Raw genomic sequence first — 16,945 nt, forward strand, 5'->3', positions numbered from 1 at the left:
GCTAACGTAAATAATAAATGCAGTAATTATGGAACAGAAGATATTTAACATACTGGCACGAATGCTTAATAAACGTACTAACATTGATGATGCAACAGACCAATTATTGCATTTATTTAGTGTTAGCAAACGTTTTAATTTTCCAAACTTCATCGCAGGGGTAATGGTTGGCATACTGATATACACTCTAATATTAGAGTTAGCTTCCTAAATGTTTGCTAACGGTACGCAAGTATGTTGTCGGTTTTTTACGAATTTGAAACACTAAAAATTAATTATATGACAAAAGATGAAATTATAGACCAAATGATTGACGAGATGCCATTCAATTTGAGTGAAAATATTAGACCTTATGTAAAAGAGGCAATGGATATTTATGCACAACAGGAAGTAAAAAACTGCAATATACTTGCTGTTAGCAAACGAAGTGAACTGTTGTTTGCTTTTATCAAAGAGTGGAAAGAAGAGTTTAAAGACGAAAATTGGGATTACCTTGATTTTGTTGCAGAACGTGTTTTAAGCAAACAATAGTTGCTAACGTAAATAATAAATGCAGTAATTATGGAACAGAAGATATTTAACATACTGGCACGAATGCTTAATAAACGTACTAACATTGATGATGCAACAGACCAATTATTGCATTTATTTAGTGTTAGCAAACGTTTTAATTTTCCAAACTTCATCGCAGGGGTAATGGTTGGCATACTGATATACACTCTAATATTAGAGTTAGCTTCCTAAATGTTTGCTAACTATTGTATATATGCAGTTTTTATTTTTGCTACTAATATACTAATCTATTAACGTGTATTATACATATTCATAAATATAAATAAATACTAATTGTGTAACATATACCGTACAAAATGAAAAATATCTTAATTTATATCGTTGGCTTGGCCGTCATTATCCTGCTTATTTTGGCTTTAATCGGAATGTTTCACCGTGTCAATCGGATAACAGATAATTTTGAAACCGCAATCCAAAATCAGAATTCACAATATTACCACCTGACAAAAAAAGAGTTCAAGGAATTGGAGTCAACTTTATCGAATGCACTTTACGAAAAGATTAAAGACTCACTAAATTTAAAAGTAAAGCATATAGAGCGAACGATAACGCATGAGTATAGGTATGTATATGATTCTACACAATCATTGCTTATAACGCACGAAAATAGCCCTTATTTATATTTCTCAAAAGATTTTGATGATTGCCTTCATATTGAGGGACGGGTTAAAGATACCATTATCTATTGGGATGTGCCTGTAATTGATTATAAAGCAGAAACGGTGTTTTACTGGAAGCGGGTAAATAAGCACGACAAAGTGAGGCCGTGGCCGTGGCCTAAAAAGAACTTTATGGTTACTTTGAATAAATGCAAGGGTGCTAATGAATCGGAGGTTATTGAAATCGAAATAAATAAGAAATGAAATTATTTAAAAGAAAAATAAAAAGATGTGTTATTTTTGCCGAATATAATGACGGCATAATGACTTTGAAATATAATGATAATACCGAAGAACAATATAAAGGTAGTTCTACTGTTTGGTTTAAATTACCGTATATGATAAGACAGGGCACTATGATGGAATATTATTTGCATCAAATTTTTGAATACATTCAATATTGGAATGGTACATTTCCAAATGCTCATTTAAATAACCAACAGCCCGCCGGCGATATTGCCAACCAAGTCGAAAATGGGGCGGGCTTAAATTTAATCAATGAAAACTAAACAACTGCCGATACCGGCACGGAAAATATTAACCCAAATAATTAACGAAATGAAAATATCGGATCACATCTCATTGGCCGAGGCCACGAAAAGCATCACGGCGCAAAGGTTAGGAATTGACAATACCCCTGACGATAAGACAATAGATCGCATGAAACTTGTGGCAAATCACATCTTTGAACCACTAAGAAATTATTTTGGAGTGCCTATAAAGATTGAATCTTTCTACCGTTGTGAAACATTAAATAAAGTAATCGGAGGGGCTGTCGGAAGTCAGCATCTTATAGGTGAGGCAATGGATATAGATGATGATTTTGGTGAAATATCAAACCGTCAGATATTTGTATATATTGCACAATATCTTGAATTTGATCAATTGATTTGGGAGTTTGGGAATGACAATAGCCCGGATTGGGTACATGCCTCTTATTCTACTAATAACCGGCATAAATTGTCGGTTGCATATAAAAAGAATGGATATACAAAATATGAACATTTTACAAGTTTGGAATCATTATACATGTTTCTTGACGATTTATATAATTAACAAGGCCGCAAAAGGATTGCTAAGTTTCACGTGAAAGCGATTGAAATGGTAGTTAATGAGTTATATTAACGTTATGCTGGTATGACATCGGTTTTTTGCGGTATTAATAACTAAAACTTAAATATATGACAACAAATAATGAAATAACAGACAAAGAATTGAGAGAATTGTATGAACTACTCACAAAGGAACAATTAATTGAAGCACTTATTAAAAAGCACAAAGAATGTAGGGACATAGAAAAAAACTGTGTTATACCTGCCATTCAAGGCAATGAGCAAAAAAAGAAGAAATGTCGAGATTTAAAAATACCAAAAGGAGAGAATTGTCGTAAAGTGGATTTCCGTTGTGATGTGTATACTTTCTATAAATAGACATTTATTTTTTTTGCGGCGGTTTTCACGGCATTGCCTTGAACGTAGCGAGGCTACCCGCATTTGGCGAATAGCGGGCGTATTCACTTTATTACTTAGTATTAACTTTAAGCGGGCTGCACACGTCCAAAATCGCACTATTTCGCCAATTGTCGGGTAGGCGTGTGTTAGTAGCCGTTTATTCTTTATTCAAATGAAACAAAAATCAGATTTTAAAATACTTATCGCTTGCGAGGAAAGCCAAACGATATGTAAAGCGTTCAGAAAACAAGGGTTTGAAGCCTTTAGCTGTGATTTGTTACCGTGCTCAGGCGGACATCCTGAATGGCACTATCAACAAGATATTTTTGAAGTTCTTGAAAACGGAACAAAATGGGACTTAATGATAGCACACCCGGAATGTACACGTCTTACAGTAGCTGCAAATAAATACTATAAGCCTGAATATGCTGAACGTTTCCCGACTATTCACGAAGATAGAGAAAAAGCAGTAGAATTTTTCATGAAACTTGCAAATGCAAATGTTTATCATATTGCTATTGAAAATCCTATCGGAATAATGAGCAGTCGTTGGAGGAAGCCGGAACAAGTAATACAGCCTTACCAATTTGGAGACCCTGAACGTAAAGGAACTTGTTTGTGGCTTAAAAATTTACCGAAACTAATACCGACAAACATTGTCGAACCTGATATAATAACTCACAAATCTGGTAGAACAGATTCTAAGTTACATTTTGAAACTCTTAAACTTCCAAAAGAGGAGCGTAGAAAAGCAAGGTCAAAAACCTTTGAAGGTATCGCAGAAGCTATCGCAACGCAATGGGGGTCGTTTCTTTTAAATGGCTACTAACGTTGACGGTTGGCGAAGTTGCCGACTTAAAAGCACTTAATTATCAAACTATAAATAACTTAATAAAATGGAAGAAACTTTAAATACCAACGAAAACGGCAATTGCGCCAACCGTGTGTTAGCCACCGTTTTTAATAATGATGCTAAAATTGGATTTGCTAATTTCATGGCAGATAATACGTTTTTAGGTATGTCTGAATGTGAAAGATATGGAATGACATGGGGATGTGATACTGGATGTCCAGTGTTGAGGGATGGTAAATGCGAACTTCAAAACGATGATAATAAAGAATTGTATGCGGAATGGCTGTCTGAAAATGGTGGCTAACGTAAATAATAAATGCAGTAATTATGGAACAGAAGATATTTAACATACTGGCACGAATGCTTAATAAACGTACTAACATTGATGATGCAACAGACCAATTATTGCATTTATTTAGTGTTAGCAAACGTTTTAATTTTCCAAACTTCATCGCAGGGGTAATGGTTGGCATACTGATATACACTCTAATATTAGAGTTAGCTTCCTAAATGTTTGCTAACTAATGTATATATACAGTTTTTATTTTATTGATAACAGTATATTGTTATCATTCTACTGTATATAAATGTTAATATTTAGATAATTGCTATTTATGTAATAAATACCTTACAATTTAAAATAAGGATTCATTGTCATAAACCTATGTCTGTTATTTGGTCTGTCAATTTCAGGTGCTAATTTAAATTCAATAATTAAACCGCCAATAGGGCACATTCCAAGTGCCTTGTTTTGTTCAAACGTATCCCCTTCTTTAGCTTCATCGGCTGCCTTGTACGTTATACCGTTGGCAAAGAATTTATTTACATATTTCAAAGTGTGTACGTTGGTCAATTCTGCCGCCTTTATCGGAACGATAGTTCCCCTATGTGAATGCTCTGTAATCCACATGTCGGCTGTAGGATGCTCCCCGGCTAAAAGGTCAGCGGCAAGTGACCCTTTAGACCGCTTGCCGTTACTGCCTGAATTATGCTGAAAGTAAATCTTTTGTGAATGAGCATGCGGTTTTCCGCTGTCAAAGTTAAACACATAATACCCTCTCATTCCTAAACGTGGCGGGTTTATCCCTAATATCTGACAAACTAAATCGGTCAAATCCACATCGGAAAACTTCCCAAATGAAAGTTCATGATTGCCACCGTTCCACCCGATTATCTTATCTTTAAACGGGGTCAAAACTTTTACACCCAATTCTATCAATCCGTTAATGTAGTGCTTTCTTATTTCAGGGTCTTTTGAACTTGCCCGCCTGTCTCCGAATCCTTCCATGCAATCCCAAAAATCGCCACTGATGATTATCTTGTCCGCTTCTTTGCAATCCCTTATAAACTGCTCCCTTTTACAGTGAACCGAATCCATGTGAACATCGTTAGCCCATAACAGTTTGAATGGTTCAGCCTTTAATTGAATGACATTTATCATTTTTATAAATTTGCAAACAAAATTAATATAATAATTTGATTTTCACAAATTTATTTTTTTAATCCGACTAAATAATTACTAAATTCTTTAAAAGCCACCGTGTTATTTATTACAACGTCTTTCAATTCAACTGCCATGTCCACAAGTTTCTCGTTGGTTATGGCTATTGTTCCGATTTGCTCTTCATATTTTTCTTGTAATTTCTCGAACTTTTCATCCTGAGTTTTTCGGAGTATTTTATCATATTCCACCCGGTCGGATTCCCGTTTTGAAAACCAACGGCCAAAAATAAGGATTCCGATAATGAGAAGAATAATAATAGCACCAGGCGCGCCCCATTGTTGTAAGATAGTTTGTGCAGGTGCATCGATGTTTGGAGTTTGTAATAATAGCATAATAGTAGTTTAAGGTTATGAAATTCCTGTTGAGTTGTTATACATATTTTTAAGGTTGTCAAATTCAAATGCATTCAGGCAGTGATTTTTTCCGAAGACTTTATCCAAAAGTTTTCTAAATCTTTCGCCTTTTTTATTCAAAAAACCGTGCTTTTGCAAATGTCCGAATGAAGCGGATATAGTGACTTCAGAATTAAAGAAAAGTGTCTTATCCCTGAACGGTTTAAAGACAAAGAAGCGGCAAAACATATTACCTAAAATGACATTTCCTAATCGATCGATAATTACGGCTAACTTTTCAAACACGTCAAAAATAAGTTGAAAGATTTCAATCACAAAAAGCCATATAAATTGGTCAAGTTTCTTGAATCCTATGATTACATTATATATTAATGCAATCGGAAATAAAACGGCACTCAACACAAGGGCTGCAATCAGTTCAAAGAGTTTCTTGATGTGTTTCATTTTTCAATCATTACATTTGAATCAGCGGCTAAAAGTGCTTCATGTTCCTGAAGTAAGGCTACAAAATAAAGGTAAACAAGCCCATTTTTTACATAATAATAAGCCCTGTTTAATTCCATCAATCCCTTCACATGACTTACTAATCCGATATAGTTCATATTTGAGAAAACAACACCCTGCGGAATTGTAACCCTAACCGGTAAATTCAATCCGTTATCATGCCAAGTCAAATCCGACATAATCTCAAAATCGCTATCTGTTAATCCGTGTTTTTCTTTCAGATAGTTTACAAATTTTGTCAAATTAATAATCGGGTTATCATTGAAATCTGATTGAAAATCCCTGAATGTTTCATCTATAACGTACATAGGACTTTCGTTTGCCTGCAACTTTTCGTAAAAGTCCGCAAAATTAAACGTCATTGCGTTGTTATTTTCTAATACTATCAATAAATCATCGGCATTTCTTGACAATTTATTCAGCTTAATTCCTTTGCCTTCATTGGCATTTTTTATTTTTATATACATATTATTTTTATTGAATTGTTTCAGATAATGAACCTAATCTATCTTTTTTTATATGACAGTCTATAAAGGTAATATATACCTCGCTTGCGTATTCGTTTGCCGAAGCTGCTATTCTTGTAAGCCTACATTTATAAACGGTTGAAACGGTTGTATTGACTGCCGGTATTGAGCCTACCTCAAAATATCTGTGATAAGTGTTATCGTTAGTTGCTACGGTATGCTCATGACTGAACGGGCTGCCGGTCGGAACCGCAAAAGCCGCATCGATAGGGGCTGCAATAACATCCAATTTAAATTTAAATTTATCCCCGATATTGGTCGTATTCGGTAAGGTATAATGAAAATGCACATCTAAAGTTGATGAAAGTTTCATTGAATGGGTACTTTGAATATCAAAATCAATGTAATTATTCAAAGCGAATCCCAATGTGTTAAACGTAATTCCACCACCTACTCCAAATGCATACGCGCGCGCGTTAGGATAATTTGCAGCCGGTAATTTTACGGTATTAATCCCGATTTGCAAATCATCGTAAACCGTATCAGGTAATAGAATTTGTCCAAATTTCTCTATTTTTTGAGCCATTATTTTTGCCTCCAAATTTTAGCCGTATTATCGGCCACGATTGTTAATACTTCATTTAAAGCTGAGAAAGTGAATGTCCCGGTGCCGTTGTCAAACACATCTGAGCCGGTGCAAATCAATGTCGGTACGTTTGCAAAGTTAATTACTTTGAAATAATATTCCTGTCCGTCATTGGTTGCAGATATTGCCGGCAAAGTTCCATCCACGCCGGTAGAAGTGCAATCAATCCAAAAGCCGTCATCTATTGCTGTTATTGTGTAATCGGCTGTTTTGGTTGAGTATGCTTTTCGGTTTCCGAAGGTTCGCAAAGCCCCGTTTATTTGGAGCGTTTGTGATGCTTTGGTTGCGTCAAATGTGCCTACAATAAGGGAGTTTGCAAGTTCACCGGATGTATTAGTACGCCCTTGATTGTCAATTATCAATTTATTACCTGTTGATGGTGTTTGATATCTACCACTATAATATCCGATAAATACATTACCGCTTCCTGTTTGTATAGAATTACCGGATTGCCTTCCCAAAAAAACATTATTATTTCCAGAAATTAAATTTAATCCACAATTTCCGATAATTGTATTTGACGTCCCGTCTTTAATTGTACCCCCTGCATTTATACCTACAAAACAATTATATTGTTCGGTTGTTGCAGCAGTATGTGAGTTCATAGTCCCTACATAAGTTGAATTTCTGGAGTTATTATATAAAGCATATAGGTTATTATACTTAATTGCCCCGTTCCCATCCACATGAAAACACTTTACCGGTGTTCCAGTCCCCTCAAACAGCTGAAAAATATCGTTTGTCCCTGTTTGGGTTGACTTGCCTTTTATCACCCCCGCAACCTCGTCAGTATCTACATAGGTAGTGCCGGCAGTATCTTTTATTTCGGCATGTGAATGGCTTGTGATCGTTCCGGTCAACACGCTTTCAATTGCCGCTTTAGTGACGTAATCGGTAATGAGAAAAAGGTTTGTCCATGCAATATCGGTATCGTATTTCCATTGAACATATCCAGAATCTACCCGCAATTGTACTTCTTTTCCGTCCGTTCCGTTAGTCCCGTCATCCCCTTTTAAATCAATTTTGGCATTTAGAATTGTGATCGTGCTTGAATCATCTTTTACAAAAACCAAATCATCCCCAACAAATGAAGCACTGACAGGGGTCGCCCCGTCATCTCCATCCGTTCCGTTGGTTCCATCCGTGCCATCCGTACCGGGATCACCTTTTAAATCTATCTTTGCATTTGTTAAGGTTACCGTACTCGAATCATCCAAAACAAATACCATATCATTTGAAACGAAAGAAACAGAAACGGCTTGCGCACCCGTATCACCTTTATCTCCGGTATCGCCTTTATCACCTTTATCTCCGGTATTACCTTTTACTCCCTGTATTCCTTGTATTCCTTGAATGCCTTGTATACCCTGAATACCTTGATCGCCTTTATCACCTTTGGCACCGGTTGCACCGGGATCACCCTTTACACCCTGATTAGCCACGACAATATTAACTTCTTCCTGAGTTTCGGTTACTCCGATATTGACCTGAGCGGGTTGCGTTATTTGAATGATTACTTCTTCCATTATAGTTTAGATGTATCGTTTACGACATTCATCGTGCCCCCAAAGTAGGTATGCACTTCACCGCTTGCAAAAGTAATCTGACAATCATAATAATATACTCCTACCGGAAATGAGCAAAGAAAAGCAGAAATAGTGAATTTCCCGCCGGCTGCATCCGTTACCGTCATTCCTGAGGTTGTAGTGATTGTCTTTATTACCGTTCCGTTCGCATTGCCAACCCTGAATTGAATCAAAAAGGTGGCACTGACCAAAGATATTGCAACCCCGTCCTCATCGGTCAAAGCGAATTGCCGAGCCGAAAAAGTATCGCCTTTAAGTTGGTTAGCGAAGTTATAAATCTTGAAATATTTAGTTTCTTGTATCATAGCCTGTCTGTTATTGTAGTTGTTGCCATTATCCTAAATTAGTAGATGAAAATATTATCCATTTTTTTATGGAATTAATTGCCACAAATAAATGCGATGAATGCCCTGTAATACTATATGTGTTTACATTTGATGTTTCAAATATAACATCTGACCCAGTACGATTTACCGTTATAGTACCTGCATTAGCATTTTTAAAATATAATTGCATACCGTCATTAGATTCTGAAATTGCCGGTAATGTTATTATTACCTCATGCGCTGCTAAAATATGATAATATCCTGATGTACTGGGTGTAAATGATTCATCATTTATATAATTAACTGACATTGATGAATCACTACCTCCGATTAATAATTGCAATTGGCTCAAAAGCAGCCCGTAACTCCTTTTATTCAAGTCGCTTTCTTTGCCGATTTCAATTGAATAATCCGTAAGGTCGGTTATTTCTGCCGCTGTTTTTTTGGCAATTTCAGGTATCCTATAATTCATTTTTTTGGTTTATGTTATTCGTAAATTTCCTAATTCGTCAATACTTCTATATACCGGCATATTTACAGATATGTCAAAAAATAAATCCGTATAATAAACCGTTCCGTCAACGTCTATTTTATATCTGTATAGTTTATTTATTTCACCGAGCGACTCAGGAGATGCCTGTTTAAGTGCGTATGTCATTCCGTTCCCATCGGCAGTCACAAATCCTGTTATCTCCGTAGAACTGACCACACTTATAATCCCATTGCCTTTCAATTGATTGGTATCCAATTCATCGAGGTATACGGTTACAGTCGTACCGGTTGCATCGAGATTGAATCCAGGTAGTTTTTTGCCGTTATCGTATAAAACCAAAATAGAAAAATCAAAGTTATTTCGATATCCTGTTTTTTGGCTTTCTGTCTGACTTGATGTGTATATTTTTAAAAATCCGTTCATGCTTTTAGAATTATTTCGCCTATTGTATTTGGGGCGTTCATTGATATTTGGTCTATTTCCGTATCTTCATCAAAAATTGAAACGTAGTCTGTAAAATCAAAATCTGTTATGATATTGTCAATCGGAATTGTTAGCTTGTATTTGTTTCTTTTTTTCAATCTGTAAGCCGCCGCCGTTGTAGTTCCACCGTTAACCGTCATGTTTGAATCCGGTAAGTCGCATAGATAGTACCTTGCTATATAAGACCATGATAACTCGGTATTATTGGAAGGTGCTCCGGTTACTATTCCATTTGGATTCCTTACATAGTCTTTGCCGCTTGTCTGCATCGCCGCAATTATCACGATGTTATTATTGTCGGTTTCTGAATAAACATCATGTCTACGGTAAGCGATATCGTCAAGGTCAACAAATACCTGATTATCCCGCCATTCTTTTACGGCATCTGTTGTTAATATATCGGGAAAAACTGCATCCGTACCGACAAAATCAATACTCCTGCTTTCGTTTTCGTTTCGTATTATCCTACATTCCGGCGGGTCTTTTTCGTAAAGATTAGCCCATCGTGAAAAACAATGTCCCTTATAATTATTAAGGTCAGGGTTTGAAGTTCCAAATGTCCGTTGGCTTTTGTGTTCAACTTTAAGATAATATGTTCCTGAGCGGTTTTCGAGATACCAAAAGAAGCCCCTTAACGAAAGAAAATCAAAGATGGTTTTTAAAGATACCATAGTAACGGATGCCGGTACGTCTTTTTGAGTTCCGTCTACATCGGGTACGAAATCAGTTAAATTCATGACAAGCAAATGTCCATATAGTTTATCAGATGTAGTGCCGTTTTTTGTCATAGATTCACCGGTCATTGACTTGAACGAATAAAAAGTATCTGTTGAAGTGCCAGAATTATCAACAGAGTAAGTCACGCCCATCTGTCCGATTAGATATGTGATAACTTGTGTTATTTTTCTTGTTACCCCGGTATATTCAATAGGTGCGTTATAATAAAGGTTTGAACTGTTAACGATTGAACTCCACGGTTCGGGTGCGCCGTTATAAGTGTATGTATTAGCACCTGACGGCCTTGTAAATATCGGATAAGTTACACCGTTAATGACTTCATCCTCTTTATATGTCCAACCCGAATCCGTTGTAGGTTCATAAGCAACTGAATCTATATAAAACCCTTTTCCTTTTTGTCTTAAATATATACAGTTCCCTTCATAATACCAATTTCCTGAGCCTATAGGGTCTTCATATGAAAATGATATCGAAATAGATGAAATATCCCACCCCGATAATCCTAAATTGGCATTTACGGCAGTATTGTTATTCAATCTTTTATCTGTATATGCTACGGTCTGAGTTTCATAAGTAATAAACGAAGGCAAAAAATAAAGGTCATTTGATTCGGTTGTTATCGTAGTGATATCATATTCCTTATCGTAATTTTCCCACCCGGCCGCCGTGTATTCGGTTTTAGCCGTAATTTTTAAGTCAATTTGTCTTAATGATATATTTTCCTTACTTACTTCCGTAGTTGTTTCATCACATGTGAACATGGTAGTACCGGCACCGTAGCAGGTGATATCGTAGGTTGTCGCCGCTTTAAAAACATCGTAATCCGTACCCATCAGTTTTAACACCCCGCCAACTGAAAATACAGCCTTCCCGTCATTATTTTGATTTGAGAATTTCAAATCAGAATAATCGGGATTAAGCCATGTGGTCGTACTTCCAACTAATATTTTAAATTTCAAATTCATCTAAAAACGTTAACTGTTTTATTTGAGTACATTAGATTTATGTCAAATTCATACAAGTCAATAAGATTGGTATTTTCAACAGGCGAACTAATCCCGCCCATCTGCATCGGTGTGTAAACTGTCGTACCGTCAGAAAGTGTGAAAGTCACTACGTTAGCTTTTGCATATTGCAGAAACTCTATTTTCCAAAGTTCTGATAATGTTAGCCAAATTTTAAAATATGCCTTGTTTTTTGTGTTTATTTTTTGATTTTCGACTAATCCGTCTTCTAATTGAATCCCTTCAACCGGTGTTAACTGTTGGGATATTATCGGATTTATGAAGGTATAAATATTAAATGTCCACGTTAAGTCTGTAATACCGGTACGAGTGCCACGCCAGTCTGGCTCAAAGTCTATCAAAACATTATTCAACGTATAAATAAATGGAGGCGATTTATCAAAATCAAAATAAAAATAGACATAATCACTATCTTTATTATAACATATTAATTTATTTGGATAATTATGTGTATATAATGCATCAAATGTAGAATTATCAGTATGAACATAAAAAGCGTCACTAATAGCTACATTCGCATTTATTCCGTCTAATGCAACCTTAAATGCAACCCAATGAGTTCCTGAATCATTATAATCATAAGTAGTTACATTTGAATATGCAAATGCAGGATTGACAACTTGAAAAGATAACGTATTGACCTCTGTGGATGTTTCAGTGTTATAAGCCAAAACATTGTCGCTTGATAAATGATTGACTATTTCAGTATCATCATACCTATAAAATTGAATGGTATAAACCACATTTAACGTGCCTTCTATTTTCTCATAGCTTACCGAAATATCACGTGCGACAAAGTTCTCGCCTGCCGTTGTGGTGATTGTCGTATAGGCCAAAGATAATATTTGAACGTCAATATTACGTGCCATTATCACCTTGACCGAATAATAACGCCTTTTAATTGATTGGATTAACCTTGTTGAACGGACATTATCATATGTAATCCCGAATCTTTGCGAAGTCGCTTGTGATTCCCACTTTGCCGGAAGTTCGGTAACTTCTTGTAAAAGTACCAAATCATCCTCAAATAAGAATGAACCAAAAATATCGGGTATGTATTTTATTTTAAAAACATCCATGCTACAAAGTTATAAAATTATTGTTATAAAACAACTTTTTAATTGTAAAATATCAAATGATTTCCCTTAGATTCTTGAATTATTTTTCCGTTTGAATCCCTAATAATATCCCGTGACGTGTTCTTTTCAATACCCTCTAAGTGTTTTAATGCTTTTGGATTGTCGTAAACCATAACACTATTCCCGTTAGTATAAGCCATTAAAGCGGCCGGTAACATTTCGGTTTTCCATGTCGGCATTATCTTTCTCATTTTAGCGGTTGTTTTAGCCGGGATAATCCCTTCACCTTCATCAGCCCAAATCGGAATAGTATCGGTTCCTTTTGGATTATTTCCCCTTTCAAGATATTCCGTTCCGGTTGCATATTTTGCGCTTGAGATATTGGATATTTGAACCGCTCCTAAAGCTGCCATTGCTATCGTTTGCGCCAATTTTATCCAATAATTACCCCCATCCTGTGACCATATCTGCATGATTGCGCTTGCAAGGTTTATAGTTGCCTCAATTTTTGCCATTCTTTGAGCTTTCTCTTTGGCTTTCTTTTGTTCGGCTAAATTCTTTGTTAGATATTCTTGTTCTGCTTTCAATTGGTCTTCTAATGCTTTTTTTCTTGAAAGGTCGTAAGCCTGTCCACTTGCCTGAACTTCTGCAATCCTATCTAATTCGGCTTCTAATTCTCCCTTAATTCCGTCAATCCGTTCTTCTGACTTACCGACTAATTCATCATATTTATCTATTTGCTTTTGAAGAAAATCATTGTAAACAGCTGAGAATTGCGCCCATGTTTCTGTCAATGCTTTTGCCGCTTGTTCTCCTGTTTTACCACCTCCAAAAAGACGTTCTAATAATGAACCGTCACCGTTTAATAATTGATTTATGTAATTTTTAAATTTTGTTGTTTCGGTTCCGGTTAATTTTTGTAATTCATTAAACTGTTTTTCGATATCATCTTTTAATGGAATTATTGTATTTCTTATTTCAGGTGCAGAAACAGATAACAATCTCTCCCCTCCCTTCCCGAATACGTTTTCTTTCTCTTGTGCAAAGTCTTCGATGCTTTTTGTGGCCTTTTCAAAACTATCAGCCATATCGTTCACGTCATCGCCAATATCTTTAAATGCGCTTGTTTGCGCTTCTTGAATCAATAGATTAAGAGCAGTTGCAAAGTCGGTAGCTGAAATTTCGCCCTTCTCAAATTGTGATTTCAGTTTATTAAAATCCTTTAATACTCCCGCCTTTGCTTCATCTGATAATGCATTGAAAGATTTAGTAAGTTCGTCAACTCTTTCACGTACTTTGCCGGCTCGTGCCGCTTCTTCACTTTCAAGAATACCTAAGAATCTGAGTATTTCCCTATATCCTTTTATTAATAGAGAATTGTATGAAATCAAAGCCCTTAACGGACTAATCATTTTCTTTAATGAATTACCGACTCTATCTAACCATCCTGGAGTTTCTTTAGTCGTGTCGTTTGTTGATTTAAAAGCCTTTGATAAATCCATTACCAATTTAATCGGCTCTGCTAACTCTCCGACAACCGACCCTAATTCTTTAAAAGCCGCCAATGAAATTCGTTTAAACGAAACCATTATCGGGATGAGGTCTTTGCCTATGTCCTCTTTAATGTTTTCGATTTGGTTTTCCATTATTGTCATCTTGCCGATATCGGTTTTAGCTAATTCGGCATTCATGTCTCCAACCCTATCCTTAATAATCTTTGTCAATAATGCAGCCCGTTGTGATTCATCCCCAAATTTCAACATTTTACTTTCGAAATCTGTCAAAGTTACACCCATCTTTTTTAAAGCCGCATCGCTTCCGTTCATCGCCTTACCTAACGCCTTTGAAAGTGCAATTGCATCCTCTTCGGTTGCGTTATATCCTTTTTGTTGAGCCAATAAGTCACCGATTGCCGGGATGAGTTGCTTTATAGTTCCGACCCGCTTAACCGATAATGAAAGTTGTTGCGCCCCGGCCACCAATACATCCCCATCTACAACACCCTGCTCTTGTGTAACATTTGCCAAATCTATGACTGATTGAACTTGTTCTTTTGTTGCACCCGTTCGCTTTTGTAGAATTACGGTTAGTTTTTCTTCTTGTAATATGGATGTTTTGGCAAGGTCAATATATTCTTTTGCCGCTCTAGATAGGCTTCTTATTGCACCGATTGCCGCTGATAATCCGACAAATCCCAAAGCAAAAGATTTTAAAGAGGCTAATCCTTCTTTAAGTGAATATGTGTAACCCCCGACTTCTTGACGTGTATCTCTTACAGCCCGACCGTTTTCAATCAATTTATTATTGACGGATGCAAGTTCACTCGTTATCTTTTTATATTTATCGGAAGTCGTATCTAATGTATTGCGCAAAGCTGTTAACGCTGCCTGTTTTTTGCGCAAATCGTTTATAGATTTTGCTTCTAAATTGGCATATTTTTCAATTAATGCATTTTGTTTTGCCTGTTGGGAAATCTCTTTTTGTTGTAATTTTAAATGTTCGTTCTTTGTTTGAATTTCTAAATTTAGACTTTTGTTTATCTTATCTATTCTTTCAGCTTCTTTCTTTTGAAATGCCTCTTTTTCTTTCTGAATTCGTAATACTTCTTTTTCAATGTCAGATAATTTTGCATTTTTAACACCTAACCCCTCTAATTCTTTTTGAAGAGCTTCAATCGTTATTTTACCTTTTTCAAATTGTTCAAATACACTTCCTGATGCCGATTTTAATTTATTAATCGAATCCTTTAGTTCATTGCTTCTTTTAATTATATCGTCCCATTGAATGAGTGCCATTATGCCGGATTTGGTTATTGTTTTTTTCTTTTGAGCGGTCGGCTATTTCCTTAGTCATTTCCTGATAGCTTTCGTATTCCGCTACCGATGTCTTTTTAGTGTCAATCGGAAATCCTATTATCTTTGATACGGATGCAACCTCGTCAAATTGTGAGCGGCTTTCTTTTGCTTCGCTTTTCAGGTTGTTTATATCAAAAAGTGCCTTCCTTACAAATTGGTATTGGTCGTAATACTGATTCTCTGAATAAATATCCAATAGATAAGAATCCATTTTTATAATTGAATCGAGTTTAATTTTTCGTTCCAAAATGAACCGTTTCTTAAATTCCGGATGAATAAATGCAAATGAAATTTCAAATCTTGACAGGAAAAAAGCGTACTCATCCCACGTATAAAATTTGATATTTTTGAACTCGTTTAATAATTTCCCGGTTTCTTTCAACTGGTCATGATTGATGATCCCTTTTACATCCTTTTCTCTAATTTCGGCACACATCAAAGCATACTCGTTTATGTAATCGGGATTGAAATAATATTCCGTAAATTCAAAATTTGTATAGGTTTTGTCGATTTCTTCCAAATAAGCCCTGAAAGTCTTTTCCAATTCGATAACTGTATAATCATTTGCTTTGTCAATTATCCGTTCAATCTTTTGATTCAATAGATTTGCCTGGTGTTCAGTCAAAAGAACAAGCCACTTTACGTAATTCTCAAAAAGTGCTGAATTTACATGTTTCAAAGTCTTTAAAATTTCCATGTATTTGTTTTCTGCTTTTGCTTTGTGTTTGTCTTTTAGTTTGTCAATGGTTTCGTAATTTCTACACAGATAAATACCGTCACGGGTTTCATTATACATAATCCAATTAAATAACGGCAAATTATATTTATCTCGAAATAATCTCATTAAGTTTGTTTTCAACTTGTTTATAAATTCGTAATGCTATTTCATCCAATTCGTCAGGTGTTAGGCTTTCTACATCGTTATAAAATTCATCTGCATCGGCATACATCTCTGTAAAGTTTGCGGCAATTTCTGTATCATACTTTGAAGCCGTCCAGTTAAATTCTGTTTCAAATCCGATTTCTTTTAACGTGACTTTAAAAGACTTATGTAAATCACCATCGGAATAAAGATCAACGTGCGAAGCCTGTTTCCCTTTTCGCTCCCTTAACATTTCAGTAAACATCGAATATGCCTGAGTGCCTTGTTGTCTGGATCGGTCTGTCTGTAATTTCTTTTCGCTTCCGGTTATCCCTTCTTGACGTAATCTATTTAAAATTGTTTCCTTTACATACTGCTGAATATTTGCGGCACTAAAAGCATCCGACATTATTTTGTTAATGTCTATTGATTGAATCGCTTTATTTAGTGCTGCTATCGGCATATTGATAAAAAGGCGGGACTTTCAC

Annotated in this window: 21 protein-coding genes; 7 read left to right on the forward strand and 14 right to left on the reverse strand. The window is 35.8% G+C overall.

Going from position 1 to position 16,945, the window contains the following annotated elements; genetic code table 11:
• Window positions 1-279: 279 nt before the first annotated feature.
• The 7 genes from PHT93_RS08660 (at window position 280) to PHT93_RS08690 (ending at window position 3,840) form a co-directional block, all read left to right on the forward strand.
• Window positions 280-531 (forward strand): hypothetical protein, encoded by a 252-nt coding sequence (locus PHT93_RS08660; RefSeq protein ID WP_300241850.1) that lies wholly within the window; start codon window positions 280-282, stop codon window positions 529-531.
• A 338-nt stretch (window positions 532-869) separates the two neighbouring features.
• Entirely contained in the window at window positions 870-1,436 is a 567-nt protein-coding gene (locus PHT93_RS08665; protein WP_300241852.1) for a hypothetical protein, read from the forward strand.
• Complete coding sequence (locus tag PHT93_RS08670) at window positions 1,433-1,741, forward strand: hypothetical protein (RefSeq protein WP_300241854.1); 309 nt, start codon at window positions 1,433-1,435, stop codon at window positions 1,739-1,741. The genes PHT93_RS08665 and PHT93_RS08670 overlap by 4 nt, the downstream gene beginning before the upstream one ends.
• The gene (locus PHT93_RS08675; protein WP_300241856.1) at window positions 1,731-2,288 is read left to right on the forward strand and encodes a D-Ala-D-Ala carboxypeptidase family metallohydrolase; all 558 of its coding nucleotides are present in this window, start codon (window positions 1,731-1,733) and stop codon (window positions 2,286-2,288) included. The genes PHT93_RS08670 and PHT93_RS08675 overlap by 11 nt, the downstream gene beginning before the upstream one ends.
• 125 nt (window positions 2,289-2,413) lie before the next feature.
• Window positions 2,414-2,662 (forward strand): hypothetical protein, encoded by a 249-nt coding sequence (locus PHT93_RS08680; RefSeq protein WP_300241858.1) that lies wholly within the window; start codon window positions 2,414-2,416, stop codon window positions 2,660-2,662.
• 193 nt (window positions 2,663-2,855) lie between these two features.
• Window positions 2,856-3,512, forward strand: coding sequence for a hypothetical protein (locus tag PHT93_RS08685; protein WP_300241860.1), 657 nt, complete (start codon window positions 2,856-2,858; stop codon window positions 3,510-3,512).
• A 67-nt stretch (window positions 3,513-3,579) separates the two neighbouring features.
• Window positions 3,580-3,840, forward strand: a complete 261-nt coding sequence (locus PHT93_RS08690) for a hypothetical protein (protein ID WP_300241862.1) — start codon at window positions 3,580-3,582, stop codon at window positions 3,838-3,840.
• A 324-nt stretch (window positions 3,841-4,164) separates the two neighbouring features.
• Here the strand turns inward: PHT93_RS08690 and PHT93_RS08695 are convergent, their stop codons facing one another.
• The 14 genes from PHT93_RS08695 to PHT93_RS08760 are packed head-to-tail and all read right to left on the reverse strand — an operon-like array spanning window position 4,165 to window position 16,920.
• The gene (locus tag PHT93_RS08695; RefSeq protein WP_300241864.1) at window positions 4,165-4,977 is read right to left on the reverse strand and encodes a hypothetical protein; all 813 of its coding nucleotides are present in this window, start codon (window positions 4,975-4,977) and stop codon (window positions 4,165-4,167) included.
• Window positions 4,978-5,027: 50 nt separating this feature from the next.
• Window positions 5,028-5,372, reverse strand: a complete 345-nt coding sequence (locus PHT93_RS08700) for a hypothetical protein (RefSeq protein ID WP_300241866.1) — start codon at window positions 5,370-5,372, stop codon at window positions 5,028-5,030.
• Window positions 5,373-5,387: 15 nt separating this feature from the next.
• Window positions 5,388-5,837, reverse strand: coding sequence for a hypothetical protein (locus PHT93_RS08705; RefSeq protein ID WP_300241868.1), 450 nt, complete (start codon window positions 5,835-5,837; stop codon window positions 5,388-5,390).
• Window positions 5,834-6,364: a hypothetical protein gene (locus tag PHT93_RS08710; protein ID WP_300241870.1), complete on the reverse strand. Its 531-nt coding sequence runs from the start codon at window positions 6,362-6,364 to the stop codon at window positions 5,834-5,836. Before PHT93_RS08710 ends, PHT93_RS08705 begins: the two co-directional genes overlap by 4 nt.
• A gap of 7 nt (window positions 6,365-6,371) precedes the next feature.
• Window positions 6,372-6,950, reverse strand: a complete 579-nt coding sequence (locus PHT93_RS08715) for a hypothetical protein (protein WP_300241872.1) — start codon at window positions 6,948-6,950, stop codon at window positions 6,372-6,374.
• Entirely contained in the window at window positions 6,950-8,536 is a 1,587-nt protein-coding gene (locus tag PHT93_RS08720; RefSeq protein WP_300241874.1) for a collagen-like protein, read from the reverse strand. The genes PHT93_RS08715 and PHT93_RS08720 overlap by 1 nt, the downstream gene beginning before the upstream one ends.
• Window positions 8,536-8,901 carry a hypothetical protein gene (locus PHT93_RS08725; protein ID WP_300241876.1) on the reverse strand — a complete coding sequence of 122 codons (366 nt, stop codon included), beginning with the start codon at window positions 8,899-8,901 and terminating at the stop codon, window positions 8,536-8,538. The genes PHT93_RS08720 and PHT93_RS08725 overlap by 1 nt, the downstream gene beginning before the upstream one ends.
• A gap of 28 nt (window positions 8,902-8,929) precedes the next feature.
• Window positions 8,930-9,394, reverse strand: coding sequence for a hypothetical protein (locus PHT93_RS08730; protein WP_300241878.1), 465 nt, complete (start codon window positions 9,392-9,394; stop codon window positions 8,930-8,932).
• A 9-nt stretch (window positions 9,395-9,403) separates the two neighbouring features.
• A complete protein-coding gene (locus PHT93_RS08735; RefSeq protein WP_300241880.1) occupies window positions 9,404-9,838 on the reverse strand; it encodes a hypothetical protein in 435 nt (144 codons plus the stop codon).
• A complete protein-coding gene (locus tag PHT93_RS08740; RefSeq protein ID WP_300241882.1) occupies window positions 9,835-11,601 on the reverse strand; it encodes a hypothetical protein in 1,767 nt (588 codons plus the stop codon). Before PHT93_RS08740 ends, PHT93_RS08735 begins: the two co-directional genes overlap by 4 nt.
• Window positions 11,598-12,740 carry a hypothetical protein gene (locus tag PHT93_RS08745; protein ID WP_300241884.1) on the reverse strand — a complete coding sequence of 381 codons (1,143 nt, stop codon included), beginning with the start codon at window positions 12,738-12,740 and terminating at the stop codon, window positions 11,598-11,600. Before PHT93_RS08745 ends, PHT93_RS08740 begins: the two co-directional genes overlap by 4 nt.
• Window positions 12,741-12,778: 38 nt before the next feature.
• Window positions 12,779-15,535 carry a hypothetical protein gene (locus PHT93_RS08750; protein WP_300241885.1) on the reverse strand — a complete coding sequence of 919 codons (2,757 nt, stop codon included), beginning with the start codon at window positions 15,533-15,535 and terminating at the stop codon, window positions 12,779-12,781.
• Complete coding sequence (locus PHT93_RS08755) at window positions 15,504-16,439, reverse strand: hypothetical protein (protein WP_300241888.1); 936 nt, start codon at window positions 16,437-16,439, stop codon at window positions 15,504-15,506. Before PHT93_RS08755 ends, PHT93_RS08750 begins: the two co-directional genes overlap by 32 nt.
• Window positions 16,420-16,920 carry a hypothetical protein gene (locus PHT93_RS08760; protein WP_300241890.1) on the reverse strand — a complete coding sequence of 167 codons (501 nt, stop codon included), beginning with the start codon at window positions 16,918-16,920 and terminating at the stop codon, window positions 16,420-16,422. The genes PHT93_RS08755 and PHT93_RS08760 overlap by 20 nt, the downstream gene beginning before the upstream one ends.
• Window positions 16,921-16,945: the final 25 nt, after the last annotated feature.

Source organism: Massilibacteroides sp., from assembly GCF_028705895.1.
GTDB lineage: Bacteria > Bacteroidota > Bacteroidia > Bacteroidales > Tannerellaceae > Massilibacteroides.